General features: G+C 65.9%; 26 protein-coding genes. 10 read left to right on the forward strand and 16 right to left on the reverse strand.

All coding sequences use genetic code 11. From position 1 onward, the window contains the following. Positions 1-13: 13 nt before the first annotated feature. The 6 genes from QO014_RS22435 to QO014_RS22460 form a co-directional block, all read right to left on the reverse strand. Positions 14-1,036: an LLM class flavin-dependent oxidoreductase gene (locus QO014_RS22435; RefSeq protein WP_266350994.1), complete on the reverse strand. Its 1,023-nt coding sequence runs from the start codon at positions 1,034-1,036 to the stop codon at positions 14-16. A 119-nt stretch (positions 1,037-1,155) separates the two neighbouring features. After that, the gene (locus tag QO014_RS22440; RefSeq protein ID WP_266350995.1) at positions 1,156-1,527 is read right to left on the reverse strand and encodes a YciI family protein; all 372 of its coding nucleotides are present in this window, start codon (positions 1,525-1,527) and stop codon (positions 1,156-1,158) included. A 317-nt stretch (positions 1,528-1,844) separates the two neighbouring features. Next, positions 1,845-3,548: a hypothetical protein gene (locus QO014_RS22445; protein WP_266350996.1), complete on the reverse strand. Its 1,704-nt coding sequence runs from the start codon at positions 3,546-3,548 to the stop codon at positions 1,845-1,847. A 145-nt stretch (positions 3,549-3,693) separates the two neighbouring features. Further along, positions 3,694-7,155, reverse strand: a complete 3,462-nt coding sequence (smc, locus tag QO014_RS22450; protein ID WP_266350997.1) for a chromosome segregation protein SMC — start codon at positions 7,153-7,155, stop codon at positions 3,694-3,696. A gap of 66 nt (positions 7,156-7,221) precedes the next feature. Beyond that, positions 7,222-7,857 (reverse strand): DsbA family protein, encoded by a 636-nt coding sequence (locus QO014_RS22455; protein ID WP_266350998.1) that lies wholly within the window; start codon positions 7,855-7,857, stop codon positions 7,222-7,224. 130 nt (positions 7,858-7,987) lie between these two features. Continuing rightward, entirely contained in the window at positions 7,988-8,494 is a 507-nt protein-coding gene (locus tag QO014_RS22460) for a DUF721 domain-containing protein (RefSeq protein ID WP_266350999.1), read from the reverse strand. A gap of 230 nt (positions 8,495-8,724) precedes the next feature. Here QO014_RS22460 and QO014_RS22465 point away from each other — a divergent pair, with 230 nt between their 5' ends. From QO014_RS22465 to QO014_RS22485, 5 genes are all read left to right on the forward strand, one after another. After that, positions 8,725-9,117 carry an AtpZ/AtpI family protein gene (locus tag QO014_RS22465; RefSeq protein WP_266351000.1) on the forward strand — a complete coding sequence of 131 codons (393 nt, stop codon included), beginning with the start codon at positions 8,725-8,727 and terminating at the stop codon, positions 9,115-9,117. A 78-nt stretch (positions 9,118-9,195) separates the two neighbouring features. Then, the gene (locus tag QO014_RS22470; protein WP_266351001.1) at positions 9,196-9,948 is read left to right on the forward strand and encodes a F0F1 ATP synthase subunit A; all 753 of its coding nucleotides are present in this window, start codon (positions 9,196-9,198) and stop codon (positions 9,946-9,948) included. Positions 9,949-10,013: 65 nt separating this feature from the next. Beyond that, the gene (locus QO014_RS22475; RefSeq protein ID WP_183398234.1) at positions 10,014-10,241 is read left to right on the forward strand and encodes a F0F1 ATP synthase subunit C; all 228 of its coding nucleotides are present in this window, start codon (positions 10,014-10,016) and stop codon (positions 10,239-10,241) included. A 101-nt stretch (positions 10,242-10,342) separates the two neighbouring features. Beyond that, positions 10,343-11,005, forward strand: a complete 663-nt coding sequence (locus QO014_RS22480; protein ID WP_266351002.1) for a F0F1 ATP synthase subunit B — start codon at positions 10,343-10,345, stop codon at positions 11,003-11,005. A 15-nt stretch (positions 11,006-11,020) separates the two neighbouring features. After that, complete coding sequence (locus tag QO014_RS22485; protein WP_266351003.1) at positions 11,021-11,506, forward strand: F0F1 ATP synthase subunit B; 486 nt, start codon at positions 11,021-11,023, stop codon at positions 11,504-11,506. A gap of 13 nt (positions 11,507-11,519) precedes the next feature. Here QO014_RS22485 and rnhB read toward each other — a convergent pair whose 3' ends face one another. The 3 genes from rnhB to QO014_RS22500 all read right to left on the reverse strand — a co-directional run bounded on the left by rnhB (position 11,520) and on the right by QO014_RS22500 (position 13,979). Continuing rightward, entirely contained in the window at positions 11,520-12,272 is a 753-nt protein-coding gene (gene rnhB, locus QO014_RS22490) for a ribonuclease HII (protein WP_370877196.1), read from the reverse strand. 96 nt (positions 12,273-12,368) lie between these two features. After that, positions 12,369-12,722 carry a DUF1428 domain-containing protein gene (locus QO014_RS22495; protein WP_266351004.1) on the reverse strand — a complete coding sequence of 118 codons (354 nt, stop codon included), beginning with the start codon at positions 12,720-12,722 and terminating at the stop codon, positions 12,369-12,371. Between the two features lie 117 nt (positions 12,723-12,839). Beyond that, positions 12,840-13,979: a PA0069 family radical SAM protein gene (locus tag QO014_RS22500; protein ID WP_266351005.1), complete on the reverse strand. Its 1,140-nt coding sequence runs from the start codon at positions 13,977-13,979 to the stop codon at positions 12,840-12,842. Positions 13,980-14,091: 112 nt separating this feature from the next. Here QO014_RS22500 and QO014_RS22505 point away from each other — a divergent pair, with 112 nt between their 5' ends. Then, positions 14,092-14,781, forward strand: a complete 690-nt coding sequence (locus QO014_RS22505; protein WP_266351006.1) for a glycosyltransferase — start codon at positions 14,092-14,094, stop codon at positions 14,779-14,781. Here the strand turns inward: QO014_RS22505 and moaB are convergent, their stop codons facing one another. From moaB to QO014_RS22530, 5 genes are all read right to left on the reverse strand, one after another. Then, positions 14,782-15,336: a molybdenum cofactor biosynthesis protein B gene (gene moaB / locus QO014_RS22510; RefSeq protein WP_266351007.1), complete on the reverse strand. Its 555-nt coding sequence runs from the start codon at positions 15,334-15,336 to the stop codon at positions 14,782-14,784. 61 nt (positions 15,337-15,397) lie between these two features. Further along, on the reverse strand, positions 15,398-16,075 hold the full coding sequence (locus tag QO014_RS22515; RefSeq protein WP_266351008.1) for a DUF930 domain-containing protein: 678 nt from the start codon (positions 16,073-16,075) through the stop codon (positions 15,398-15,400). Between the two features lie 91 nt (positions 16,076-16,166). Beyond that, positions 16,167-17,081, reverse strand: a complete 915-nt coding sequence (locus QO014_RS22520; protein WP_266351009.1) for a 4-(cytidine 5'-diphospho)-2-C-methyl-D-erythritol kinase — start codon at positions 17,079-17,081, stop codon at positions 16,167-16,169. Then, positions 17,078-19,054, reverse strand: a complete 1,977-nt coding sequence (locus QO014_RS22525) for a tetratricopeptide repeat protein (RefSeq protein WP_266351010.1) — start codon at positions 19,052-19,054, stop codon at positions 17,078-17,080. Before QO014_RS22525 ends, QO014_RS22520 begins: the two co-directional genes overlap by 4 nt. A 119-nt stretch (positions 19,055-19,173) precedes the next feature. Continuing rightward, positions 19,174-20,193: a polyprenyl synthetase family protein gene (locus QO014_RS22530; protein WP_266351170.1), complete on the reverse strand. Its 1,020-nt coding sequence runs from the start codon at positions 20,191-20,193 to the stop codon at positions 19,174-19,176. Positions 20,194-20,435: 242 nt separating this feature from the next. Between QO014_RS22530 and QO014_RS22535 the strand changes: the two genes are divergently transcribed. The 4 genes from QO014_RS22535 to QO014_RS22550 all read left to right on the forward strand — a co-directional run bounded on the left by QO014_RS22535 (position 20,436) and on the right by QO014_RS22550 (position 22,656). After that, entirely contained in the window at positions 20,436-20,669 is a 234-nt protein-coding gene (locus QO014_RS22535; RefSeq protein ID WP_266351011.1) for a putative signal transducing protein, read from the forward strand. Beyond that, entirely contained in the window at positions 20,669-21,523 is an 855-nt protein-coding gene (locus QO014_RS22540; protein WP_266351012.1) for a tRNA1(Val) (adenine(37)-N6)-methyltransferase, read from the forward strand. Before QO014_RS22535 ends, QO014_RS22540 begins: the two co-directional genes overlap by 1 nt. Continuing rightward, positions 21,520-22,386, forward strand: coding sequence for a S49 family peptidase (locus tag QO014_RS22545; protein ID WP_370877197.1), 867 nt, complete (start codon positions 21,520-21,522; stop codon positions 22,384-22,386). Before QO014_RS22540 ends, QO014_RS22545 begins: the two co-directional genes overlap by 4 nt. An 81-nt stretch (positions 22,387-22,467) precedes the next feature. Further along, positions 22,468-22,656: a hypothetical protein gene (locus tag QO014_RS22550; RefSeq protein WP_266351014.1), complete on the forward strand. Its 189-nt coding sequence runs from the start codon at positions 22,468-22,470 to the stop codon at positions 22,654-22,656. Positions 22,657-22,820: 164 nt separating this feature from the next. Here QO014_RS22550 and glyS read toward each other — a convergent pair whose 3' ends face one another. Together glyS and QO014_RS22560 are read right to left on the reverse strand one after the other, a co-directional pair. Then, a complete protein-coding gene (gene glyS / locus QO014_RS22555; protein ID WP_266351015.1) occupies positions 22,821-25,031 on the reverse strand; it encodes a glycine--tRNA ligase subunit beta in 2,211 nt (736 codons plus the stop codon). Position 25,032: 1 nt separating this feature from the next. Beyond that, positions 25,033-25,950: a glycine--tRNA ligase subunit alpha gene (locus QO014_RS22560; protein WP_266351172.1), complete on the reverse strand. Its 918-nt coding sequence runs from the start codon at positions 25,948-25,950 to the stop codon at positions 25,033-25,035. Positions 25,951-26,154 lie beyond the last annotated feature (204 nt).

Consider the following 26,154-nt stretch of genomic DNA (forward strand, 5'->3'; position numbering starts at 1 on the left):
GGGCCGCCGCGCCTCAGCGCCAGCCGAGCCCGGGCGCCACGTGCTTCAGGATCGCCTCGATGACGTGGGCGTTGTAATCGACGCCGAGCTGGTTCGGCACGGTCAAGAGCAGCGTATCGGCCTCGGCGATCGCCTCGTCAGTCTTCAATTGCTCGATCAGCTTATCCGGCTCGGCCGCATAGCTGCGCCCGAAGACGGCGCGCACATCCTGCTCGATATAGCCGAACTGGTCCTTGCTCTCGCCATTGCCGCCGAAATAGGCGCGGTCGCGATCATCCATCAGCGCGAAGATCGAGCGGCTGACGGAAACGCGCGGCGTGCGCTCATGGCCCGCTTCCTTCCAGGCCGCCCGATAGGCGCGGATCTGCTCGGCCTGTTGCACGGAGAAGGGCTTGCCGCTCTCGTCGAATTTGAGCGTCGAGCTCTGCAGATTCATGCCCTGCTGCGCCGCCCAAACGGCGGTGGCGTCCGTCGCCGCACCCCACCAGATGCGATCGCGCAGGCCCGGCGAATGCGGCTCGACGCGGAGCAGGCCGGGCGGATTGGGGAACATCGGCCGCGGGTTCGGCTCGGCAAAGCCCTTGCCGCGCAGGATTTCGAGATAGACGCTGGTGTGGCGCCGCGCCATGTCGGCGTCGGTCTCGCCCTCGGCCGGCCCATAGCCGAAATAGCGCCAGCCCTCGATCACCTGCTCGGGCGAGCCGCGGCTGATGCCGAGCTGCAGGCGCCCGCCGGCGATCAGATCGGCCGAGCCGGAATCCTCCGCCATGTAGAGCGGGTTTTCATAGCGCATGTCGATCACGGCCGTGCCGATCTCGATGCGGCTCGTCTTCGCGCCGACCGCCGCGAGCAGCGGGAAGGGCGAGGCGAGCTGGCGCGCGAAATGGTGCACGCGGAAATAGGCGCCGTCCGCGCCCAGTTCCTCGGCCGCGACGGCGAGATCGATGGATTGCAGAAGCGTATCCGCCGCCGAGCGCGTGCCCGATTGCGGGGAGGGGGACCAATGCCCGAAGGAGAGAAAGCCGATGTTTTTCATGGCTCAAAGATAAGGGCCTTCGGCGCGCGGGGAAAGGTGCGCCGATGGTTGACGGTGCGTGCAGGGAAAGAGCAACGGCCGCCGCCTCCAGGTGGCGACCGCGCCGCCGGCCTGCGGCCTCAGGCCAGATCGGCCAGTTCATAAAGCGGGCGGATCTCGATCTCGCTCGGCCCCGCCATCGGGTTGGGACAGCGCTTCGCCCAGTTCACCGCCTCGTCCATGTCGCGCACCTCCCAGAGCCAGAACCCCGCGACCAGTTCGCGGGGATGCGCGAACGGCCCGTCGACGACCGTGCGCGAGGGCCCGTCGAACTGCACGCGCTTGCCCTCAGAAGACGGCTTCAGCCCGTCGGCGGCGCGCCAGATGCCCGCCGCCTTCAACGCCTCATTGAACCGCCCCATCGCCTCCATCATCGCCAAGGTCTCGGGCGTGGCGACATACCCCACCCGCTCGCTCTCCTCGGTCGCCTTCACCAACACCATGACCCGCATTGTTTCGCTCCGTGGTTGGGCCGGCAGATTGGGCCGGGTATTGGAACGACGAATGAGGGGGGTGGGTTCGGACATTGGTGGGGGATTTTTCTGGGAGCACTTCGAGCGGAAGGGAGCCCAAGCGGCCTGCCCTAAGCGTGAGGCCGGGTCAAGAAGTGCCAATGATGACCGCCTTATGCTGTTTCCTTAGCGCACTGAGAACCCGGGTGCGGACGCTTGTCCGTCCGGCTCACCTCTCGTATTTGGTGGGAGCATCCGCTGGAACGGCGGGGGTGCTGGCGGGGTGGCTCCGAGCGGGATGTTGTTGCGCTTTGGATTCATCGTCCCAGTGTGACCTCTATTTGTTCAAGATCTGACGCGATGAGCGAGCAAAGATGCTTAAAGTGATCGGCGTATGTGCCGTAGCCTGCAAGGGCGTTTCGCGCGAGTGACAGCCCTTCGGTGCTGCCTGCGTGGCCCTTCACCTTCGAACGAATATGCTGTGCAGTGCGAAGGCCCTCTAGCTGCACGGGTCCGCCGACGGGGTTCTTCGCTGAGACGATCTTCTCAAGGAGTGCGATCGTCTTCTCGTCAGTATACGGGACGCCGAGTTTCTTCAAAATCGCACGTAGAGCCTTAGTCTCGAAGCCTTCAACCACCAACTGCGTCAAGTCCATGATAGCGTCGGCCCACTCGTCCTTGCTCGACGAAATCGGAGGGTTTGCGCGATTCAACAATCCTTCATCTCGTAGCTTCCACCAACTGATTTCGAGGGCCCGCCATCGCTGAAGGATCGACAGAATCTCGCTTCTGGGATGCTGGAAATGGACGAACTCGCCTTTGAAATCGTTGATGAAGGCCCGCTCCGAGATGCCTGCCCTTGGCGGTTGGTTGAAGGATTTCCAGTGAAGTTGCTCTTCGTACGGGAGAGCCCTCAAGTACACTAGGTAAGCAAATACTTGGCCCGCCTCGTTGACGTCGTAGGCGCGGAGCGTCCAAGCGGCACGGCATGAAATATCCCTGTCGCCAACCGTGTATTTTTCCCGGTCTGTTTTGTATTTTGATAGCACTTCCGGCCGAAAGAACGCTGGCGACATCTCGTAGGGTAGATCGTTGTTCTCAGCTTCAAAGTAGTTGGTTGTAGAAGCGGGGTCAGTGGAAATATCGGCGATCTGACATTCATGACGCCAGTCCTGAACGGTGAACGTAACATGTTCGTGTTTGACCCCCCCGCTCCATCGGCCGGAGATTTCGCCGCCTACCTTCCGTGCGTCGCGCGGACGAATGATCTGCACACCTCGGGTGTAAGCGGAATTGCCTGATATCTTTTGACGATAGATAAGGTCGTCGGACCGTCGAACGACGTCGTCTGGGCCTTCATCCCAGCCAGAAAATTGACCATAACGAAGCAGCGTGAAGTCGAACATGCGAACAAGCGCCATACGCGCGATTGAGAGGTATTCCTCAAGCTCAGGCCAGGAAAATGAAACAAGGGCCACGCCATTCACCGGCTTGGGTATCGTCACCGAGACGATATCAACTAAGTCCCCGTTCCGATCATAACGACAGTAGGCATTGCGCTCGGAGCGCCAATGAATGTCGGCGAGATGTGCGTACTCTTGGTTCAATTCCGCATAGACGCGATCTGGGCCGGACCACCCCTCGAATTCGCGAACAAAAAGGAGATCGGTTCCGGCGTTGAGGGCGGGCGAGCCCCTCGCTCGGTCGCCACGTTCTACCCGCAAAGTCTCGCGGCCGCCGCCAGAAACATAGCTGGCGATGCTGGTGAACGGATTGTCGTTCCATCCCAGCAGGCTCTCAGGAGTATCAGCGGCAAGTGCATCGAATGGTACGGCGATCGAATGAATGAATGTATAGGGGCCCGAGGCGTATATGATGCGCTCGGACGATTTGGCGTTTCTTTCAAGAAGATCGAGGTGTGCCTCGGCTCTTATCCAATGACCGAACGCCGTCGAGTCTTCGGGAGGGGTATCGATCTCCAAGATGGTTTTGGCTATCTTGCCATGCTCGTAGCTTGTCATTGTGAATCCACCCAGATACCAATAACTCAATAACCTAATCAGTTCAGGTAGGTTTGTCGGAACAATACAACGAAACAGCGCGATTACGCTGGCATGTACGCGTGCGTCAGCAGGCAAACGTCCGCTGAGGCACAAGCAGCAGCCCCTAAACCGCCTCCAAAAACCTTTCCGCCGTCTCCAGATCCACCGACACCAACTGGCTCACCCCCCGCTCCGCCATGGTCACGCCGAACAGGCGGTTCATGCGGGCCATGGTGATCGGGTTGTGGGTGATGGTGACGAAGCGTGTGTCGGTCGCGCGGGCCATTTCGTCGAGCAGGTTGCAGAAGCGCTCGACATTGTGGTCGTCGAGCGGCGCGTCGACCTCGTCGAGGACGCAGATCGGCGCCGGGTTGGTCAGGAACACGGCGAAGATCAGCGCCATGGCGGTCAGCGCCTGCTCGCCGCCGGAGAGCAGCGTCATGGTCTGCGGCTTCTTGCCGGGCGGGCGGGCGAGGATTTCGAGGCCGGCTTCCAGCGGATCGTCGGATTCGGTCAATTGAAGCTCGGCCGTGCCGCCGCCGAAGAGATGGGTGAACAGGCGCTGGAAATGCGCATTCACGACATCGAAGGCGGCGAGCAGCCTTTCGCGCCCTTCGCGATTGAGGCTGGCAATGCCCTGGCGCAGGCGGCGGATCGCCTCGATCAGGTCGTCACGATCCTTGATCAGCGCGTCGCGCCGCGTGGTGATCTCGACGGCCTCGTCCTCGGCGCGCAAGTTTACGCCGCCGAGCTTCTCGCGCTCCTGGCGCAGCCGTTCGAGCCGGGTTTCGAGCTGGCCGAGATCGGGGAGGGGGGCGGCGGGATCGAGCTCGGCGAGCTTCACCACCTCATGCGGCGCGCAATCGAGCAGTTCGATGATGCGCGCCTCGATTTCGCGCTTGCGCTCCTGCGCGGCGTTCAGCCTCTCCTCGGCGCGGCCGCGCTGCTCGCGCGCCTCCGAGAGCGCGCCGAGCGCATCCTGCGCGGCCTTGTCAGCGGCGGCGAGCGCGCGTTCGGCGGTGGCGAGCCGTTCGGCCGCCTCGCGCCGTCCGGCCTCGGCCTTGCCGATCTCGGCGACGAGCGCGCGGCGCTTCGCCTCGATCTCGGCCGGCGCATCGGAAAGGGCCGCGCGCTCGGCGTCGATCTCCGCCTTGCGGCTCGAAAGCGTCGCGATCTGGCTGTCGGCGTTCGCCGCGCGGCTCTGCCAGTTCTTGCGCTCCTCGCCGATCGCGGCGAGCCGGCGGCGGCGCAGTTCGGTTTCGCGCGTCAGCGCGTCGGCGCTTGCGCGGGCCTCGGAGAGCGCGCCGCGCTCCTCCGCCACGGTCGCGCGGAGAAGCATCACCTGCTGTTGCGCGGCGAGCGGGTCGGCGGCGCCGGCCAGCGCGCTTTCGGCCGCCCCGCGCTGCGCCTCCGCCTCGTCGACGGAGAGCACGACGCGGCCGCGCTGCTCCTCGACCGCGCCGCGCCGGGCCGTCAGCCGGCCGGCTTCGCGCTCTGCGCTGGCCAAGCGGGCGCGCGCCTCGTCGAGCCCGCGCTGCGCCGCGCGGGCGGCGTCGCGGGCGGCGCGCTCCTGCTCCTGCGCCGCGCGCGTGCGGGTCGCGGCCGTTTCGAGCGCCGCGCGGCAATCGGAAACGCGGGCGCGCGCGCCGGTCATCTCGTCCTGCAATTCGGCGAGGCGGTTGCGGTTGGCGAGGCGGAGCGCGGCGGCGGTCGGCGCATCGGCGGTGGCGACATAGCCATCCCAGCGCCAGAGATCGCCCTGGCGCGAGACGAGGCGCTGGCCGGTCTTGAGGCGCGGCTGGAGGCGCGGGCCATCGGCGCGGCCGACAATGCCGGTCTGCGCCAGCGCGCGGGCAAGCACATCCGGCGCCGTCACCTTGGCGGCCAGCGGCTCCGCGCCCTCGGGCAAAGCCGGGTCGTCGCCGAGAGCGGCGACCGCGCGCCAATGGGCGGCGGCGGCGCTGTCGTCGGAAGCATCGAGATCGTCGCCGAAGGCGGCCGCGAGCGCGGCCTCGAACCCCTTGGCGACCGAGAGCGCATCGAGCAGGGGCGGGCGCTTGCCGGCGGGCGCACCGGAGCCGAGGATCTTGGCGAGCGTGCGTGCCTCGGTCTCGATGCCCGATAGCGTGCGCTCCGCCTCGGCGAGCGGCGCGCGGGCGGCGGCCTCCGCCTCGCGGGCCTCGGTCGAGGCGCGTTCGGCGGCAATGGCGCGGGCGTCCGCCGCCTGAACGGAAGCCTCGCCGGCCGAGACCGCCTCCTGCGCCGGGGCGACGCCGGGCAATTCGGCGATCTGGCGCAGTAGCGCTGTCAGTTCGCGGTCGACATCGGCGAGCTGGTTGCGCGCGCGATTGAGCCGGTCGACCGCCTCGCGATTGGCCCGCTCCAACTCGGTCCGGCGCGCGGCGATCGCGGCATGGGCGGCGGTCGCCTCGGCGAGTGACTTTTCCGATTCAGCGAGTTTCGCCTCGGCTCGGGCGCGCTTTTCATTGGCGGTTTCCTGCAGCGCGCCGGCCTTCGCCTCCTCGTCGCGCAGGCTTGCCTCCTCCGCGTCGAGCCGGCCCAATATCTCGGCATTCTCGCGCACCATGTGCTGTTCGCGCTCTATATCGAGCACGAGCTGGGCGAGGCGGCGGTCGAGATCGGCGATGCGCTCCTTCATGCGCCGTTCATCGGCGTCGAGCGCGTCGCGGGCGAGCGTGATCCGCTGCAGCGCGGCGGCGGCGGCGGCCTCGGCCTCGCGCAGCGCCGGCAGGCCGCTCGCGGCGACAGCCTGGTCGCGCGCCGCACCGCTCTGCGCGTCACTCCGCGCGACGACGGCCTGCCCGGCCGCCTCCAGCGCCTTCTGCGAATCGAGCACCTGCGCGCCGGCCGCGAGCAGGCGGAGATAGAAGACGGTCGCCTCGGCCTTGCGGATATCGCCGGAAAGGTTGCGGTAGCGGTTCGCCTGCCGCGCCTGCCGCCTCAGCGCCTCGAGCTGGCTCTCGATCTCGGTGAGCACGTCCTCGAGCCGTTCGAGATTGGTCTCGGCCGCCTTCAGCCGCATCTCGGCCTCGTTGCGGCGCGAATAGAGGCCGGAAATGCCGGCCGCCTCTTCGAGCACGGCGCGGCGGGCCTGCGGCTTGGCGGCGATCAGCTCGCCGATGCGGCCCTGTCCGACCATGGCCGGCGAGCGGGCGCCGGTGGAGGCATCGGCAAAGAGCAACTGCACGTCGCGCGCGCGGACATCCTTGCCGTTGATCTTGTAGACCGAGCCGGCCTCGCGCTCGATCCGGCGCGTGACCTCGAGGATATCGGCATCGTTGAAGGCGGCGGGCGCCTTGCGCTCGGCATTGTCGACGACGAGCGTGACCTCGGCCGTGTTGCGCGCCGGCCTGTTGCCGCTGCCGGAGAAGATGACGTCGTCCATGCCGGACGCGCGCATGTTCTTGTATGAGCTCTCGCCCATGACCCAGCGCAGCGCCTCGACGAGGTTCGATTTTCCGCAGCCATTCGGGCCGACCACGCCGGTCAGGCCCGGCTCGATCAGGAAATCGGTGCCCTCGACGAAGGACTTGAAGCCGTGAACGCGGAGCCGCGTGAACTTCATGCGGCGGCCCCGCTGGTCGGCGCATGGCGAGGCATGCGCGAAAGCGATCGCGAGAAGGTTATGCCGCTAGACCAGCAGCTTCTGCACTTCCTCGAGCGAGAGCGCACCCGGTGCCTTGACCCCGTTGATGAAGAATGTGGGCGTCGCGTCGACGCCGAATTCCTTCGCGCCGCGATCCTTGACGGCGTTCACTCCATCGAGCAGCGCCTGGTTTTTCAAGGTCAGCTCGAAAGTCTCCTGTGTAAAACCGACCTGCTTGGCGATTCCGAGCAGCGCCGTGACCGGATCATCGACGAAGGCCCATTTTTCCTGCGTGTCGAACAGCAGGTCGACCATCGGATAGAAGGAGTTGTTCGGCGCGGCATGGGCGAGCATGAAGCCAGCCGTCGCGAGCGGATCGAGCGGGAAATCGCGCAGGATGAACTTCACCTTGCCCGTGTCGATATATTGCTCCTTGAGCGGCTTCCAGGTCGTGTCGTGGAAGTGCTTGCAATGCGTGCAGGTCAGCGAGGCATATTCGACGATCACGTTCGGCGCGTCGTCCTTGCCGAGGATCTGGTCGCCGAGCGGACCGGGCTTGAGCAGCTCCGCCATGTCGACCTTGGTCTCAGCCGAGGCGCCGCGCGGCAGCATGGTGAGCGCGCCGACGGCCAGAGATGTGGCCCCGGCCCGGCCCAGAAACTGTCTGCGATTGAACTGCACGATCCCTGATCTCCTTCGGTCGAACTGCGCCGGGCAGGCATCCTCGCCATGCCCATGTCGAGGGGAACGATTGGCACGCTTTACGCTGATGTTACCAGAGGAAATGCGGCGTTTTCGCAATGAGCCGGGATCACGATCGCTCGACCTCTGCGTAAACACCGCGCCCGAGCCGCTCGAGCGCGGCGCGCAGGCCGTCGCTCTCCACCGTCGCCGTCGCATGATTGATGGCGGCCTCGGCCGCGCGCGAGATCGGGCGGGGCGCCGGCTGGCGCGGCTTCGGTGCCGCGACCGGGCCCTGCACGATCTTGAGCTTCGCCACGGCGCCGAAGCCGAGAAAGCCGTTGACGCGCTCCAGGATCAGCGCCGTCTCGTGCTGGAGATAGATTGCCATGCCGGCATCGACGCGGATGACCAGCGTGGCGCCCTTGGCGGCGTTGGCGTGATCGCGTCGCGGCCAGGCGAGCTTCTCCGGCTGCGTCGCCTCGGCATAGCGTGGGCCGACAATATCGGCCCAGGCCGCGATCAGGTCCGCGGTCGCGAAGCCGCGCTTGGCGCAGACGGGCTCGATCACGGCATTGATATAGGCGCCGATGAGGTTCGGGCCGCGATTGGATTTCCGGTCGGAGGCTTCACTCATGCCTGTCTTCTCGCACGGGAGCCGTCACAAGAGGAAGAGCGCGGCGCGGGGGATTCGCCGCCCGCTCCGCAACGGCCTGTCTCGGCGAGAATAAAGTTAAGGAAATTCAATTAGTTATACTGTAGCTATGTCGCCTTGACATGGCAGGGAGGCGAAACTATTGTGCGCGCGGTTTCGGGGGAAAGCGAAAGCTTCTTGGGGTTTTCCCGACGCTTGGCGAGGGTGACGCGATGAGCGACATGGGTTCGCAGGGCGACGGGAAGAAGCACGGAAGATTAGCCGAAGACGAAGCTGCGTTGTCCGAAAGGCTGCGTGCGCTCGGTTCCAGGCTGGACAAGGCCCAGGCCGATGCGAAGCAGCAGGCGCAGGCCGGGGAGCCGTCTTCTGCAGGTATGCAGGGCATGGGCCTCGCGGTCCGCGTGGCGAGCGAGTTCGCCTCGGGCGTGCTTGTCGGCGCCGGCCTCGGCTGGCTCGTCGACAAATGGCTCGGAACGTCCCCCTGGGGGCTGATCGTGCTTTTGTTGCTGGGTTTCGTCGCGGGCGTCTTGAACGTCTTGCGCGCAGTCGGCAAGGTTGCTCAGCCCGAAGCGCGGCAGAAGCTGCGCAAGACCGGGCGTGAATAGGCAAGTCAATATTGACTGGTCGTAGTTAAGCGTTGCGGCATGGGCCGTGGCGGGACACAGGCGGAAGAGGCGGGCTCGGTGGCGAACGATCCGATCCATCAGTTTCAGATCCACGAATATTTCCCGCTCGGCCAGTTTGGTGGCCTGGAGTTCCATTTCACGAACTCCGCGGTCTCGATGATCGCCAATGTCGCGATCGTGACCGGCTTCCTCTATTTTGCGACGGCCAAGAAGAGCCTCGTTCCCGGCCGCGTGCAGTCGGTTGCCGAGATGGCCTATGAGTTTGTCGCCTCGACGCTGAAATCGAGCGCCGGCAAGGAAGGCATGCGCTTCTTCCCGCTCGTCTTCTCGCTCTTCATGTTCATCCTGACCGCCAACATCTTCGGGATGTTCCCCTATTTCCTGACGGCGACGGCCCAGATCATCATCACCTTCGCGCTCGCCATGACGGTGATGCTGACGGTGGTGGGCTATGGCTTCTACCGTCACGGCCTCGGCTTCCTCGGCCTGTTCGTGCCGCATGGCGTGCCCGGGCCGGTCGTGCCGCTCGTCTCCGCGATCGAGGTGATCTCGTTCCTCTCGCGGCCGATCAGCCTCTCTGTTCGTCTTTTCGCCAACATGCTGGCCGGCCACATCACCCTGAAGGTGTTTGCGGGCTTCGTCGTCAGCCTGGCGGGTCTCGGCGCCATCGGCGTCGGCGGCGCCATCGTGCCGCTTCTGATGACCGTGGCGCTGACCGCGCTCGAATTCCTCGTGGCTTTCCTGCAAGCCTATGTCTTCACGATCCTGACCTGCATGTATCTCAATGACGCCCTGCATCCGGGCCATTGAGCGACGGATCGAAGAAGTTACCAACCCAAAACGCGATCACGATTACCCCCTGAAGGAGAATTGAAATGGAAGCGGAAGCCGCGAAGTTCATCGGTGCTGGTCTCGCTTGCTTCGGCATGGCCGGTGCAGCTCTGGGCCTCGGCAACATTTTCGGCAACTTCCTGTCGGGCGCCCTGCGTAATCCGTCGGCTGCCGATGGCCAGTTCGGCCGCCTCATCCTCGGCTTCGCCGTGACGGAAGCTCTGGGCATCTTCTCGCTGCTCGTAGCCCTTCTGCTCCTCTTCGTGGTCTGATCCACGAACGGGCCCGCCGCTCGCGCGGCGGTCCTTCAGGAGAATCCCATGCGGCGGCGTCAGCCGTCGCATGACGCATTTTTCTCGATCCGGGGTCTTCGATGACTTGGTTCGTCACGTCTGCCAATGCGCAAGAGGCCACGCCGGCTCCGGCAGCGCCTGCGGCTGAACCGGCTCCGGCCGCGCCGGCAGCGGCAACGCCAGCAGCGGACGCGCATGCTGCAACGCCTGCGGCAACCCATAGCGCGGTTGGCGCGCCAGAAGGGCACAAGGGACCGTTCCCGCCCTTCGACACGCATACCTTCGCGTCGCAGATCTTCTGGTTCGTCATCTGTTTCGGCGCGCTCTATCTGCTGATGAAGCGCGTGATCGTTCCGCGGATCGGCGCGATCGTCGACGGCCGTGCCGCGAAGATCGCCGGCGATATCGACGAGGCACAGCGCCTTCGCGCCCAGTCGGACGATGCGCTGGCTGCCTATGAGAAGGCGCTGGCCCAGGCTCGCGCCTCCGCCCAGGCCATCGCCCAGACGGCGACGGACGAGGCCAAGACCGCGGCCGCTGCCAAGCAGCACGATGTCGAAGCCGCCCTCAGCGCCAAGCTCGAGGCCGCCGAGGCCCGGATCGGCGAGATCAAGAAGACGGCTCTGGCCGATGTGGGCGCGATCGCCCATGAAACGGCGAGCGCTGTCGTCCATGCACTGATCGGCCAGGAGCCGAGCTCGGACGAGGTGGCATCCGCCGTCTCGTCGGTGACGGCGAAGTAAGGCGAGGGCGGTTCGATGGAATATGATGCCACATTCTACGCGCTCGTCGGCCTGATCCTCTTCTTCGTGCTGCTCGGCTATCTCGGCGTGCACAAGATGCTGGGCAAGGCGCTCGACGGGCGCGCCAGCGCAATCGCGAAGGAACTCGACGAGGCCAAGCGGCTTCGCGAGGAAGCCGGCGCGGTTCTCGCCGAATACAAGAAGAAGGCCCGCGACGCCGAGGTCGAGGCGCAGACCATCGTCGATCAGGCGCGGCGCGAGGCGGCTGCTCTGGCCGACGAGGCCAAGACGCGCATGGAAGATTATGTCACGCGGCGCACCAAGATGGCCGAGGACAAGATCGCCCAGGCCGAGCACCAGGCAATCCAGGAAGTGAAGGCGCTTTCGGCCGACATTTCCATCGCGGCAGCCGAGAAGATCCTCTCCGCCCGCCTCAAGGGGCAGGCCGGCAGCGATCTGGTCGCGTCTTCGATCGCCGACGTCAAGAACCGGCTGAACTGAACGGCTGGTCGACTCAGTCGGCCAATTCAGTTTCGGTGAGGTTCTCTGCGAAGAGCAGGCCCATCTCGATCGACAGATCCACGCCGCCGGCACGCCCGGCGGCGTTTTGCTTTTCAATCGCCATGCGCACGGGTGCAAAGGTCGCCCGGTGCAGCGCGCAGGCGCCGAGCGTGCCGAGCGCCGCCAGATGCGCCGCCGTGCCATAGCCCATATGCCGCTCGAAGCCGTAATCGGGAAAATGGCGCGCCGCCCGCATCATCATGCGATCCCGCGTCACCTTGGCGACGATCGAGGCCGCCGCGATCGAGACCGAGCGGGAATCACCCTTCACGAAGGCTTCGCCCGGGCAGGGGAGGCCGGGCGGCACGTCGATGCCGTCAATGATGGCGTGATCGGGAGCATGCGGCAGGCAGCCGACGGCGCGGGCCATCGCCCAGAGCGTCGCCTTGCGGATATCGGTCTGCTCGATGCGCGCCACGGAGCCGGCGGCGACCGACACGATGGCCGTGGACATGATGGTCTCGAACAGTGCCTCGCGCTCGGCCATGCTCAGTTTCTTCGAATCGTCGAGACCGTCGGGAATCTTGCGCTGATCGAGGATCACGGCCGCCGCGACGACAGGGCCGGCGAGCGGGCCACGGCCGGCTTCGTCGACGCCCGCCACGGCGCGAAAGCCGCGCCGCCTCAGGCGCCGCTCGATCATGTCGGTCGGGGCGGGCGGCAGGTCGAAGAGGGCAGGTGTTGATTCGGTCGGGCGCTTTGCCATGCCGCGACTGTCGCGATCAACGACGGCCGAGGCAAGGCTTGAATGTGGCAAAGGCTCGAACGACACGAGACACGATTGGCCGGCTGGACCCGGCGACTACATCTCGATGATCGTCTCGAAGCCGCCGAAAATCATGCGCTTGGTATCGAAGGGCATGTTCTCGAAGCCCGCCATGACGCGCGGATCGGCCATGACCTTGGCGTTGACCGCGTCGCGCTTGGCGCGCGATTCATAGACGATCCAGGAAAAAATGACGGTCTCGTCTTCGGTGGCCTGGACGGCGCGCGGGAATGACGTCCGCTCGCCATAGGGCACGTCGTCGGCCAGCGTCTCGACATAGGCCAGCGCGCCATATTCCTTCCAGACCGCGCCGGCCTTGCGCGCGATCTCGCGATAGGCCTCGACATTCGCCTTGGGCACGGCAATTACGAAACCGTCGACATAGCTCATGGGATCCTCCTCCGCTGGTGACGCCACAGGAACGATCGAGCGAGGCGGAATCCGACAGAGGCCGCGTCGATTCTGCATTGTGGCTGCCCGGGGAGCGGCGCCGCGGCTCCCAATCGCTCAGAACAGGCTCAATTGCGCCGGCAATTGGCGGGGCGGGGAGAAGAGATCGGTGCGCAGCTTCAGATGGCGCCGGTTCATGCCGAGCCGGCCGGTGGCGATCTCGAAGCGGCGGCCGATCTGCCAGGCATAGGGGCCTTCGCCCTTCTGCCGCTTGCCATAGGTCGCATCATAATCCTTGCCGCCCCGCATCGAGCGCAGCAGCGAGATCACATGGCGGTAGCGCTCGGGATAATGCCGCAGCAGCCATTCCTTGAAGATGTCGGAGACCTCGAGCGGCAGGCGCAGCAGCACATAGCCGGCCTCGGTCGCGCCGGCGGCCGCCGCCGCATCGAGGATGCGCTCGATCTCGGCATCGTTCAGCGCGGGAATGATCGGTGCCGTCAGCACGCCTACCGGTACGCCGGCCTCGGCCAGGCCGCGGATCGCTTCGAGCCGGCGGCCCGGCGTCGCCGCGCGCGGCTCCATCGAGCGCGCCATGGTGCGGTCGAGCGTGGTGATGGAAAGCGCGACCTTGGCGAGGCCCCGCTCGGCCATCCGCCCGAGAATATCGACGTCGCGCAGCACCAGCGCCGATTTCGTCACGATGCCGACGGGGTGATTGAACCGGTCCAGCACTTCGAGGATGTCGCGCATCATCCGATGCTGGCGCTCGATCGGCTGATAGGGGTCGGTATTGGTGCCGATCGCGATCGTCTTCGGCTTGTAGTCGGGATGCGAAAGTTCCTTCTCGAGCAGTTTGGCGGCGTCGGGCTTGTAGAAGAGCTTGGTCTCGAAATCGAGGCCGGGCGAAAGCCCCATATAGGCATGGCTCGGGCGGGCGAAGCAGTAGGAGCAACCATGCTCACAGCCGCGATAGGGATTGATCGAGCGGTCGAAGCCGAGATCCGGCGAATCGTTCCGCGTAATGATCGCCTTGGCCTTTTCGGGCTGCACCTCCGTCTTGAAGGCCGGCAGCTCGTCCAGCGTCTGCCATCCATCGTCCATGGGCATCGACTGGAATCGCTCGAAGCGGCCAGAGGCATTGGTTTGCGCGCCCCGGCCGCGCCGGCGCTCCGGGTCGATCGGGGCCGAAAGAGCCTTGTCCGCGGGCAGGACCAGCGGATCGAAGTGCGGATCGAGGGGGCGAGCGAGTGACATGACAATATTCCTAGATCATGAATTTGAACAAAGCAAGAACATTAACCTAGGATGATTCAAAACTGAGCGAAGCGCCTCGCGATTGCTGAAAATTGGCGTTAAGAATGACGCAATGATCAGCGTGATTTTGCCAACAATGAACGACGAAATGGCATTGGCCCATGCGCTCGCCGCGCTTGTGCCGGCCGCGGCCGATGGCATCGTACGCGAAGTGATCATTGTCGACGCCGGGTCCGAGGATGGCACGGTCATGGTCGCCGATGCGGCAGGTTGCCGTATCGTCAGGGGAACCGGCGTTCTCGGCGAGGATCTGGCGGCCGGCGCGGCCGTGGCGCGGTCGGAATGGCTGCTCTTCCTTTCCCCGAACGTCATGCTCGAGCCCGGCTGGCAGCGCGAAGTCCAGGAGTTCATGGACCGAACCGCGATGGCCGGCGCGGGCACGCAGCGCGCCGCTGCTTTCCGACATGCCCGCGCGAGCTTCGGCTTTCGGGCCCGCTTGGCGGAGTTCGGCGCGATCCTGCGCTCGCGTCTCTTCGCGGCGCCTTATGCGGAGGAGGGGCTGCTCATCTCAGCGCGCCTCTATCGCGAGATTGGCGGCCATCGCGCATTGCCCGGAATGGTCGAGGTCGAACTCGCGCGGCGCATCGGGCGCGGCCGGCTCGTCTTCCTGCGCGCGCGGGCCGTCCTGCGCGGCGATGCGGCAGCGCGGCCGGGCTTTGCGCGCGGCCTGCGCAATACCGCTTGCCTCACGCTCTTCGTGCTGCGCGTCCCTGCCGGCGTGATCGGACGGATCGCCGCCTGATCAGCCGCGCAGCTTGCCGCGCTTCAGGTGCTCGTCCAGGCGCGGCATGATCTCGACGAAATTGCAGGGCTGGCTGCGATAGTCGAACTGGACCGAGATGATCCCGTCCCACGCATCCTTGCAGGCGCCGGTCGAACCGGGAATGACGAAGATGAACGTCGAATTGGCGAGGCCGGCCGTGGCGCGCGATTGCACCGTCGAGGTGCCGATCTTGTCATAGCTGATGCGGTGGAAGACGGCGGAAAAGCCGTCCATCCGCTTTTCGAACAGTGGCTCGATCGCCTCGGGCGTCACATCGCGGCCGGTGAAGCCGGTGCCGCCGGTGGTGATCACCGCGTCGATGGCGGGATCGGCGATCCAGCGCGATACGACCGCGCGGATCTCATCAATATCGTCGTGAACGATCGCGCGCTCGACCAGCGTGTGGCCCGCACCCTCGATGCGCTCGGCGAGGGTCAGGCCGGATTTGTCGGTCTCGATCGAGCGTGTGTCGGAAACGGCCAGCACCGCGAAGCGGACGGGGATGAAGGGAAGGGTCTCGTCGATCCGGGCCATGCGAACTCCTTGAATCAGCGCGTCATTCTTCCATAGTTCGCCGGCCGGCGCGAGGCGGGGGTCAATCGGCCGGCTCGTCGTCGATCGTCAGCTCGTGGCTGGCCCATTCACGCCTCGGGATCGGCTTGCCGATATGGAGCGCGAAGGAGACGACCTTGGCCAGATCCGGTGTCACGGCGCAGCGATAGCCGATGGCGTACCATTGGCGCTTGCTGCGGAACGCGCCGCCATCGGCCTCCATGGCATGGTCGGAGAGCTTCAATTCCGCCATGGCATAGGCGACGACGATATCGGGCTGAAACCGCGCCGCGTCGGCCGAGTGGATCTGCGCCAGCGCCTCAATGTTGCAGAGCTGGATGATCCGCTCGTCCGGCGCCAGATGCGGCAGCGCCTCGCGGGCCTGCCGGCTGCGCGGATCGGCCAGCATCTGGTCGGAATAGAGCTGCGTCGCGGGTTTCATCGCATCGGATGGCTGCGCAGCGTTGTCGGCCGGAGGCTGTGTCTCTGTCGCCTTCAGGCGTGGCGGGACCAGCGAATCGAACTCTCCCGGCGTCACGATCGACACGGCGACGCTGCCTTCAGGCAAGGATGGCGGCGGCCGCTCGGCCGGCAGCAGGGCGAGCACGACAATGAGCAGCGCGTGCAGGCAGAGCGCGGCCGCGATCGACCAGCGCAGCCGATCGGCGGTGTCGGTTGGATCATCGGTTGGCTGGGGCGCGGCGCGCGGGAAGGGCTGCACGATCGGACCGGAGGTTTGAAGGCCCCGACCTTGCCGGCGCAATAGGACGAGATCGTGAATATCGAATGCAGCCCGGCGGCCGGCATGCGGCTCAGGCTGGGGCGTGCTGCGGATTGGCGGTCGTCGCGACGACCCACCAATCTGGATGAGCCCTCGCGAGCTCCCGCGCGGCCTTGGCGGCCGCCGCGCTATCCGGATAGATGCCGAAGACCGTCGCGCCCGAGCCGGACATGCGTGCGAGCCGGCATTGTGCCGTTCCGGAGACAGCATCGAGCGCTTGCCGAATGATCGGCGCCTCCTCCATGGCGGGCATTTCCAGATCGTTGCGGGTTTGGGTGGCGAGCCAGGCCGCCAGTTCATCCACATCGGCGAAGCCGGGCAATGTCGCGGCAATCGGCGGATTGGTTCGGCGCGCGAGCCGACGGAATACGGCTGGCGTTGGAACCGCGACGCCGGGGTTGAGCAGTACCATTGGCAGGCTCGGCAGACCACCGAGCGGCTCGATATCAGCCCCGATGCCACGGGCGCGCAGAGCCACGCCTTGCAAGCACATCGGCACATCGGCGCCGAGCCGCCCCGCGATTTCGGCCATCAGCGACGGGGGAGGGGCCACAGAGGCGAGCGCCGCGAGCAAGCGGAGCGTCGCGGCGGCATCGGCCGATCCGCCACCTATGCCCGAGGCAATCGGGAGGTTCTTGGTGAGGCGCAGTCGACAGTCCGGCAGTTCGGCCGCGTCGTGCAGCGCCCGCCATGCCTTGAGGACGAGATTGTCGGAATCGGCCGACAACTGGCCGGCGAAGGGCCCGGCGATCTCCAGCGTGGGGCCGTCGCCCGAACGGCAGGCGAAAGCCTCGATCCGGTCGCCGATGTCGGCAAAGACCACGAGGCTGTCGAGCAGATGATAGCCGTCGGCCCGCTGGCCGACGACATGCAGCGCCAGATTGAGCTTGGCCGGGGCGAAGGCGGAACCGAGTTGCCCAGCCGCCTCCCGATCGTCGCGAATCACGGCGCCTTGACGAGCGGCGGCACGTCGATGACGAGCCCGGCCGGAAGGCTGTTCGGATTCTTGATCTTGTCGCGATTGGCGTCGATCAGGCGCTGGAACTGGTGTCCGTCGCCATAGACCTTGACCGCGATCGACCAGAAGCTGTCGCCCTTGCCGATCGTGTAGGTGGCGGGCTTCGCCTCAGTCTTGGCGGCCGGCGCGGTTGCATCGGTTGCCGTGGTCGTCGCGGCGGCTGCAACCTGCGTTTCCTCGACCTTGTCGAGGCCCTTGGCGAGCTTCTCCAGGATCCTGGCCTTGGCGTCCGGCTCGGGATCGAGGTCGCGGGCATGCGCCCACTGGAACGTCGCCTCGAGCTTGCGCCCGACCTTCCAATACGCGTCGCCGAGATGGTCGTTGATCGTCGAATCGTCCGGCTTCAGCGAAATCGCGCGCTCAAGCTGGCCGACCGCCTCGTCATATTTGCCGGTGCGGTAATAGGCCCAGCCGAGGCTGTCGACGATGTAGCCGTCATTCGGCTTCAGATCGACGGCCTGCTTGATCATGTCCATGGCGCGGTCGAGATTGATGCCGCGATCGACATAGGAATAGCCGAGATAGTTGAGGAGCTGCGGCTCGTTCGGGGCCAGCGCCAGCCCGGCGAGGAAATCCGCCTCGGCCTTCGGCCACTGCTTGTTCTGCTCCTCGGCAACGCCGCGATAATAGAGCAGCAGCCAGTTGCGCGGGTCCTGCTTGCCGATGGCGCCGATCGCCTTCGTGTAGACATCGGTTGCTTCGGTGAAGCGCTTGTTGCTGCGATAGATCGTGCCGAGCGTGGTCAGCGCCTCGAAATCGCGCGGATTGGCCGCGACGAGCTTGCTCAGGCGCTTGATCGCCTCGGGCGAGCGGCCGAGGGCATCGAGGCTGAGCGCGATCTGGAGATCGGCATTGCGACGCAGCGGCGACGATTTCGGCACGCTCTCGAAGATCGGGATCGAGCGCTCGAACTGCTGGTCGTTCTGCGTCATGTCGCCGAGCGCCATGATCATCAGGTCGGAGCGCGGCTCCAGATAGAGCGCGAGCCGCAGATAGACGATGCCGAGATCGGCGCCGCCCTTCTCGGTGCCGAGCGCCGAGCCGAGGCCATAGAGCACTTCGGCGGCGCCCTGCTGCACGGTGGAGACCAGCGGTGCCGGCGTCTTGCCCGATTCGATCTCGCTGAGCAGGCCACGAATGATTGGCTGTCCGGCGCTCGTCTTGCTGAAATCGAGCAGGGCGCGCTTCGCATCATCGACGCGGCCATTGCGCGCCGCCATGCGGGCGAACGCCTCGACGATCCGCATCGACGACGCGTCCGTCTTGTAGGCGCGCTCGATCGCCTTCATCGCCTCGTCATGGCGTCCCGCCACGTCGAGAATGAGCGCGACGTTGAAATCCTTGAACACGCCGTACCAGTCGGGGCCCTGCAAGGTCTCGACGATCTTGATGGCTCCGTCGGTCTCGCCCTGTCCCTGCGCGGCCCAGGCTGAAAGCAGGCCGGCCGAGAGATTGGCGAGCGGTCCACGATCGCCCTTGTCGAGGCGCTGGGCCGTTTCCTTGTAGTCCTTCGCCTTCAGCGCCTTGAGCGCGAGGACGATCTGGCCCATCCGATTCGTGGGGGCGGCCTGGATCAGCCGTTCCGCCAGCGGAAACGCTTCGTCGATGCGGCCCGAGACGAGCAGCAGCGTGAAGGTCCGGTCGATCAGGAGCGCATTGTCCGGGTCCTGGCTCAGCGCGTCTTCGAAGAAGATCGTCGCCGCGTCGATGTCGTTCGCGCGCGTCGCGCTCAGGGCCGCGAGATAGCTGCCCGAAAGCGTCGTGTTGACGTCGTCCGGCAACAGGTCGGAAATGGTCGTTTCTGCCCTGGCGGGCAGACTCGTCATGACCAGGCCCGTCGCGGAGACGAGGGCGAGGCAGACCGCCGCATAACGAAGCGAGCGGGCGCGCGATTTCAGCATGCGATGCACCGATATCCGATCGAGGACCTCAAAGGCGAGGTTGGTTGAGAAGGATGGCCCTTTTGCGGCCTTCTCGCAAGCAAGCGCCGCGCTTCGTGCCGCAAGGCTGCCGGTCAGGGTCAGTAGGCGCGTTCGATGCAGAAATCGACGACTTCCAGCAACGCCGCCTTGTAGGCGCTGTCGGGGAAGATGCCGAGCGCGTCGCGGGAGAGGTCTCCGAACTGGCGTGCGCGCTCGATCGTGTCCTCGATTGCGTTGTGTGTGCGCAGATAGCCGATCGCCCGGTCGAGGTCGCCATCGACGATCTCGCCCTTTTCCAGCGCACGCTGCCAGAACGCGCGCTCAAGCTCGGAGCCGCGTCGATAGGCGAGGATGACCGGAAGCGTGATCTTGCCCTCGCGGAAATCGTCGCCGACCTGCTTGCCGAGATCGGCCGACGAGCCGCCATAGTCGAGCGCGTCGTCGATCAGCTGGAAGGCCAGGCCGAGATTGTCGCCATAGGCACGGAAGGCGGTGCGCTCGGCGCGGCCACGGCCGGCGATGATCGGCCCGACTTCGGCGGCGGCGGCGAAGAGCGCTGCGGTCTTGGCGCCGATGACGGCGAGATAGTCATCCTCGGTCGTCGCCATGTTCTTGGCGGCCGAGAGCTGCATCACCTCGCCCTCGGCGATGATGGTGGCGGCAGCGGAAAGCACGTCGAGCGCATCGAAGGAGCCGACTTCGACCATCATGCGGAAGGCCTGGCCGAGCAGGAAATCGCCGACGAGCACGCTCGCCTGGTTGCCCCAGAGCATGCGCGCCGCGAGCTTGCCGCGTCGCAACTCGCTCTCGTCGACCACATCGTCATGCAGCAGCGTCGCCGTATGCATGAACTCGACGCTGGCCGCGAGCTTGACGTGGCCGTCATCGTGATGGCCCGACATGCGAGCGGCAGCGAGCGTCAGCATCGGCCGCAGGCGCTTGCCGCCCGAGGAAATCAGGTGGTTGGCGACCTCGGGTATCATCGCCACGTCGGAGCCGGCCTTGGACAGGATCAGCGCATTCACGCGCTCCATATCCGCCAGCACAAGCGCGACGAGCGGTTCGATCCGTGCCGAACCTTTTTTCTTGCTCTCGCCGAGTGGCGCAACCAATCCCACGGGCAATGCTCCCGGTTCCTATTCAATTCGGGGCGACAATAGGGGGCGGATGCCACGGGAACAAGGGACAGGTTGGCACGCCGCCCGCCATGCGGGTGCATTGGTGTCGCGGTGTCGTTCAAAATCGGAAATCAGCGTTCGAAAACAGGCGCTGCGCGCGACAGGTTGCCCCGCCGGCACGCACGACCTACGTTTGTGAGGTGCCCGGCCGCAGCGTCCGCGGCCGGAAACGACGAGGGAAAATGGACGAACTCATCCGCACGAACGACATGGTGCTCATCTCCTTCGTCGATGCGCTGCTCAAGGACGCCGGAATCGAGCACATGCTGGTCGATCAGAACATGAGCGTGATGGAGGGATCCCTGGGCGTTCTGCCCCGCCGCATCCTGGTGCCGTCGGATGATCTGGCGGCCGCCCGCCAGCTCTTGACCGATGCCGGCATTGCCGGCGAATTGCGGCCGGAGCCCAAGGCCTGATGCTGGCGACGGCCGAACCCACCACGATCGATGCGTTTCTCGGCGGCGCCGTCGAGGCGGTGCAGCCCGCGCAGGGCCATCATCGCTCCGGGCTCGACGCCGTGCTGCTCGCGGCCGGCCTCGGAGCCGGGACGAGGGGACGTGTCGTCGATCTCGGTGCCGGGGCGGGCGTCGCCGGCATGACGCTCGCGGCAAGGGCGCCGCTCGCATCCGTCGTCCTGGCCGAGCGCGAGCCGAGCCTCGCGGCTTGCGCCGATGCCGCGCTGGCGCGCGCGGCCAATGCGGCTTTTGCAGCCCGCGTCAGCGTTTCCATTGCGGATATATTGCGCGATGAAGCGCGCCGCAGTGGCGGCCTGCTTACCGGCGCGTTCGACCATGCGATCATGAACCCGCCCTTTCATGATGGTGGCAGCGTCCGTGCCTCGCCGAACGACGCGCGCGCCCGCGCGCATGTTCTTGATGAGAGCGGTCTCGATGGCTGGTTCCGCGCCGCCGCGGCGCTGGTCCGGCCGCGCGGCACGCTCGCCGTGATTCTCCCGGCCGACAGGCTCGGCGCGTTGCTGGCGGCCTGCGAGGGTCGCTTCGGCGGGCTGGCGCTGCTGCCGGTCCACGCGCGGCCGGAGGAACCGGCGCTCCGCGTGCTGGCCCGTGGCGTCAAGGGCAGCCGGGCGCCGTCGCGCCTGCTGCCCGGCCTCGTGCTGCATGGCGCGGAAGGGTCCGCCTTCCTGCCCGGCATCGCATCGATCCTGCGCAACGGCGCGGCGATCGGCGACATCCATCCATCCTGGTCCGATCCAGCCTGGGGCGACGCCGCCCCCTCTACAACGACATCCCAGAGAGAACCCATCTCGTGAGCATCCGCCTTCCCGATTCCATTCTGCGCTACATGCCCGAGCGCTTCCGCAAGGCGCGCGTGGTCGTGCCGGTCGTGCGCCTTTCCGGCGTGATCGGGCAAATCTCGCCGCTCAGGCAGGGCATCACGCTCGCCGCCGTCTCGGGCCAGCTGAAGCGCGCCTTCTCGATCAAGAAGGCGCCCATGGTCGCCATCATCATCAATTCGCCCGGCGGCTCGCCGGTCCAGTCGCATCTCGTCTTCAAGCGCATTCGCGCGCTCGCCGAGGAGAACAAGAAGGAAGTCATCGTCGCCGTCGAGGATGTCGCGGCATCGGGCGGCTACATGATCGCGCTTGCGGGCGACGAGATCATCGTCGACCAGAGCTCGATCGTGGGCTCGATCGGCGTCGTCTCGGCCGGTTTCGGCTTTCCCAAGCTGCTCGAAAAGCTGGGCATCGAGCGCCGCGTCCATACGGCGGGCGAGAACAAGTCGATGCTCGACCCCTTCCAGCCCGAGCGCGAGAGCGACATCCAGCATCTGAAGGCGCTGCAGCGCGACGTGCACGACATGTTCATCGACCTGGTGCGCTCGCGCCGGGGCGAGCGGCTCTCGGATGATCCGACCCTGTTCACCGGCGCATTCTGGTCGGGCGTGCGCGGGGTCGAGATCGGCCTTGCCGACCGGATCGGCGATCTGCGGACGGTTCTGCGCGAGCGCTTCGGCGATGAACTCCACCTTGAGCCGATTACACCGAAGCGTGGCCTGCTCGGCCGATTTGGCGGCGGTGGCGGCCTCGCATCCGCCCAAATTGTCGCTTCAACTGTCGATGCGGCCTTGTCGTCAGTCGAGGAGCGCTCTCTATGGAGTCGTTACGGTCTCTGACGATCCGCACGCGGCAGTTGCTACGCCGGCCGGAAAGGACCATGATCTCTGGAAAGGCCTGCCATCGTGAGGGAAGGAAGAATGCCCCAGGTTTTGATGATCGCGCTTCTCGGCACACTTGGTGTCGTCGCTGCGCGCACCTTCGCCAAGACGCGCGCGCAGGTTTCGGTCCGGCTGCGTGAGGCCGAGCGGGCCATGGCCGAACGGCCGACGGCACGCCTCGTCCAGGACCCGGAGACGGGCATCTACCGTCCGGTCGACCTGCGCTGATTGTTGCCGCCGCGCCTGACGGCGTGGCTTGCACGGGGCCGAGGCTCGCGCGCAGCGATGTGCCGCGCGAACTTCGCCATGACTGCGGTCAATAGTCCATCGACTCATGGAAACGGGGCGCTTTCGCCCCGTTTTGCGTTGTCGTTGGTGAGCGCGCGCGGCGCCTAGCCACCCACCTTGGAGAAATCGGCAACCGCGAGCGTCGCGGTGCGGATCGAGGCGAGCAGCCGCAACCGGTTGATGCGAACGGCCGGGTCCTCGGCGTTCACCAGCACCTTGTCGAAGAAGGCATCGACAGGCGCGCGCAGGCGAGCGAGTGCCGCCATCGCGCCCTCGAAATCCTCGCGCCCGACGGCGGATTCGGCGTCCGCGCGGGCAAAGCGTGTGGCGACGAACAGCGCCTGCTCTTCCGGCAGGACGAGCTGGGCCGCATCGATCTCGCCCTCGAAGCTCTCGCCCTTCTTCTCCTCGGCCTTCAGGATGTTGGCCGCGCGGCGATAACCCGCGAGCAGGTTCTGCCCGTCCTCCGTATCGAGGAACGTGCCGAGCGCCTCGACGCGACGGACGATCAGGAGCAGATCGTCCTGATCTCCGAGCGCATAGACGGCATCGACGAGATCGTGCCGGGCGCCTTGCTCGCGGAGCTGGACCTTGAGCCGATCGGCGAAAAAGGCGAGCAGATCGGCGATGAGTGCCGATGACCGCGTCCGAAGATTGCGGCGGAACTCGTGGCCATAGGCTTCGAGCGCGTTGTCGAGATCCTGCTCGCCATCGACATCCTGCGCGGAGACCGCGAGTTGCTTCTCTTCGAAGCGCGCCAGAGCCGCGGCCTCGTCCTTGTCGAAGAAGCCGTCCAGCGCCTTCAGGATCGCCGCGCCGAGCCGCAGCGTCACCGGGACGGACAGGATGATGCGGATGATGCCGAGCGCCGCGCGGCGGAGCGCGAAGGGGTCCTTGCTGCCCGTGGGCTTCTCGTCGATGGCCCAGAAGCCGACCATGGTGTCGAGCTTGTCGGCGAGCGCGACGGCGATGGCGACGGGATCGGCCGGCACGCGGTCGGCCGGGCCCTGCGGCTTGTAGTGATCCTCGATTGCGGTCGCGACCGACGCGTCCTCGCCCTGGGCAAGCGCATAATACTTGCCCATCAGGCCCTGGACTTCAGGGAATTCGCCGACCACCTCGGTGACGAGATCCATCTTGGCGAGACGTGCGGCCCGCTTCGCCTTGTCGACATCGGCGCCGACCAGCGGCGCGATCTCGGCGGCGAGCTTCTCGATCCGCTCGATCCGTTCGGCCTGCGTGCCGAGCTTCTCGTGGAAGATGATGTCCTTGAACTTGGGCAGCCGGCTTTCGAGCGGCGCGCGGAGATCCGTCTCGTAGAAGAACTTGGCGTCGGAAAGACGCGCGCGGATGACGCGGCTATTGCCGGCCGAGATCGCCTTGCCGCCATCGCTCGCCTCGATATTGGAGACGAGCACGAAGCGGTTGGCGAGTTCGTTCGTGCCGGGCTTGCGAACAACGAAGCACTTCTGGTTGGCGCGGATCGTGGCGCGGATCACTTCCGGCGGGATCTTGAGGAATTCTTCCTCGAAGCTGCCGACGAGCACGACCGGCCACTCGACGAGCCCGGCGACCTCTTCGAGCAGGCCCTCATCCTCGACCAGTTCCAGCCCGAGCGCGAAGACGCTGTCGCGCGCATCGTGCAGGATGATGTCCTTGCGCCGGTCGGCATCGAGCACGACCTTCGCCTTTTCGAGCTTGTCGGCATAGTCGTCGAAGCGCTTCACCGTGAAGACGTCCGGCGCCATGAAGCGATGGCCCCGCGTGGTGTTGCCCGAGCGAATGCCCTCGATCTCGAAATCGATGACTTCCGGCTCTTCGGTCTCGGGGCCGAAGGTGCAGAGAATGGTGTGGAGCGGCCGCACCCAGTTCAGCCGGCCGGTGCCCCAATGCATGGATTTCGGCCAGGGAAACGAGCGGATGATCGCGGGGATGGCCTCGGCGATGACGTCCTTGGTATCGCGACCGGGCTTCTCGATATGGGCGACATAGAAATCGCCCTTCTTCGGGTCGTAATGGACATGCGCCTGGTCGATCGAGGCGAGGCCGGCGCCGCGCAGGAAGCCCTGGATCGCGGCATCGGGCGCACCGACCTTGGGCCCCTTGCGCTCTTCGCGCGTCGCGGCGGAATGGGTGGGAACGCCGGTGACGGTCAGCGCGAGGCGACGCGGCGTCGAAAACGCCTTCGCGCCTTCATAATGCAGGCCGGCCTCGACGATCGCGTCGGTGACGAGCTTCTTCAGGTCCTCCGCCGCCTTGCGCTGCATGCGGGCGGGGATTTCCTCTGAGAAGAGTTCGAGCAGGAGATCAGGCATTTCAGTTCTTCCCGCCAGCAGCGGTTTCGAGCCAGGCTGCGCCGCAGGCCTTGGCGAGTTCGCGGACGCGGAGGATGTAGCTCTGGCGTTCCTGGACGGAGATCACGCCGCGCGCGTCGAGCAGGTTGAAGGCGTGGCTCGCCTTGATGCACTGATCATAGGCCGGCAGCGCCATGCGATGGCGCTGGTCGTTGGAGCCCGCCAGCGGCTGGCCCTTTTCGAGCAGCGCAAAGCACTCCTTCTCCGCATCCCTGAAACGCTGGAACAGGATCTCCGTATCGGCATACTCGAAATTGTGCCGCGAATATTCTTCCTCGGCCTGCTTGAACACGTCGCCGTAAGTGAGCTTCTCGTCCCCTTCGCGGCCGTTGAAGTTCAGGTCATAGACGTTCTCGACACCCTGCACATACATGGCGAGGCGTTCGAGGCCATAGGTCAATTCACCGGAGACCGGATGGCATTCAAAGCCGGCGACCTGCTGGAAATAGGTGAACTGCGACACTTCCATGCCGTCGCACCAGCATTCCCAGCCGAGGCCCCAGGCGCCGAGCGTCGGGCTCTCCCAATCGTCCTCGACGAAGCGAACGTCATGCAGGCCGAGATCGACGCCGATGGCGCGCAGCGAGTCGAGATAGAGTTCCTGCAAATTCGGCGGGTTCGGCTTCAGGATGACCTGGAACTGGTAATAATGCTGCATCCGGTTCGGGTTTTCGCCATAGCGCCCGTCCTTGGGCCGGCGCGACGGCTGGACATAGGCCGCGCGCCAGGGCTTCGGGCCGAGCGCTCGCAGCGTCGTCGCCGGATGGAACGTACCCGCGCCCACTTCCATGTCGTAGGGCTGCAGGATGGCGCAGCCATAATCGGCCCAGAAGCGTTGCAACGTCAGGATCAGGCCCTGGAAGGACCGATCGGGTCGCATATGGGTGGGAAGCGTGTCGGACACGGGAAAACCTTGCGAAACAGCCAGCAAAAATCGGCCCGCCAAGGGGTCGATCGGAGCGGCGCACCCTAATCGCGGCCTGCGCACGCGGTCAAGGAAGCTTCCGGCTCGCGCGGTCTTAATCGTCTCCGACACGCACCGCCGCGGGTCGTTCCGGCGCGTTCCGGGGCCGATTTTCAGTAT

Source organism: Kaistia dalseonensis (assembly GCF_030814715.1).
Lineage (GTDB): Bacteria > Pseudomonadota > Alphaproteobacteria > Rhizobiales > Kaistiaceae > Kaistia > Kaistia dalseonensis.

Bases quoted from the DNA above. Each gene is read 5' to 3' on its own strand.
- QO014_RS22435 (WP_266350994.1), bottom strand. From the start codon at position 1,036: ATGAAAAACATCGGCTTTCTCTCCTTCGGGCATTGGTCCCCCTCCCCG.
- QO014_RS22440 (WP_266350995.1), bottom strand. From the start codon at position 1,527: ATGCGGGTCATGGTGTTGGTGAAGGCGACCGAGGAGAGCGAGCGGGTG.
- QO014_RS22445 (WP_266350996.1), bottom strand. From the start codon at position 3,548: ATGACAAGCTACGAGCATGGCAAGATAGCCAAAACCATCTTGGAGATC.
- smc (WP_266350997.1), bottom strand. From the start codon at position 7,155: ATGAAGTTCACGCGGCTCCGCGTTCACGGCTTCAAGTCCTTCGTCGAG.
- QO014_RS22460 (WP_266350999.1), bottom strand. From the start codon at position 8,494: ATGAGTGAAGCCTCCGACCGGAAATCCAATCGCGGCCCGAACCTCATC.
- QO014_RS22465 (WP_266351000.1), top strand. From the start codon at position 8,725: ATGAGCGACATGGGTTCGCAGGGCGACGGGAAGAAGCACGGAAGATTA.
- QO014_RS22475 (WP_183398234.1), top strand. From the start codon at position 10,014: ATGGAAGCGGAAGCCGCGAAGTTCATCGGTGCTGGTCTCGCTTGCTTC.
- QO014_RS22480 (WP_266351002.1), top strand. From the start codon at position 10,343: ATGACTTGGTTCGTCACGTCTGCCAATGCGCAAGAGGCCACGCCGGCT.
- QO014_RS22485 (WP_266351003.1), top strand. From the start codon at position 11,021: ATGGAATATGATGCCACATTCTACGCGCTCGTCGGCCTGATCCTCTTC.
- rnhB (WP_370877196.1), bottom strand. From the start codon at position 12,272: ATGGCAAAGCGCCCGACCGAATCAACACCTGCCCTCTTCGACCTGCCG.
- QO014_RS22495 (WP_266351004.1), bottom strand. From the start codon at position 12,722: ATGAGCTATGTCGACGGTTTCGTAATTGCCGTGCCCAAGGCGAATGTC.
- QO014_RS22500 (WP_266351005.1), bottom strand. From the start codon at position 13,979: ATGTCACTCGCTCGCCCCCTCGATCCGCACTTCGATCCGCTGGTCCTG.
- QO014_RS22505 (WP_266351006.1), top strand. From the start codon at position 14,092: ATGATCAGCGTGATTTTGCCAACAATGAACGACGAAATGGCATTGGCC.
- moaB (WP_266351007.1), bottom strand. From the start codon at position 15,336: ATGGCCCGGATCGACGAGACCCTTCCCTTCATCCCCGTCCGCTTCGCG.
- QO014_RS22525 (WP_266351010.1), bottom strand. From the start codon at position 19,054: ATGCTGAAATCGCGCGCCCGCTCGCTTCGTTATGCGGCGGTCTGCCTC.
- QO014_RS22535 (WP_266351011.1), top strand. From the start codon at position 20,436: ATGGACGAACTCATCCGCACGAACGACATGGTGCTCATCTCCTTCGTC.
- QO014_RS22540 (WP_266351012.1), top strand. From the start codon at position 20,669: ATGCTGGCGACGGCCGAACCCACCACGATCGATGCGTTTCTCGGCGGC.
- QO014_RS22550 (WP_266351014.1), top strand. From the start codon at position 22,468: ATGCCCCAGGTTTTGATGATCGCGCTTCTCGGCACACTTGGTGTCGTC.
- glyS (WP_266351015.1), bottom strand. From the start codon at position 25,031: ATGCCTGATCTCCTGCTCGAACTCTTCTCAGAGGAAATCCCCGCCCGC.
- QO014_RS22560 (WP_266351172.1), bottom strand. From the start codon at position 25,950: ATGCGACCCGATCGGTCCTTCCAGGGCCTGATCCTGACGTTGCAACGC.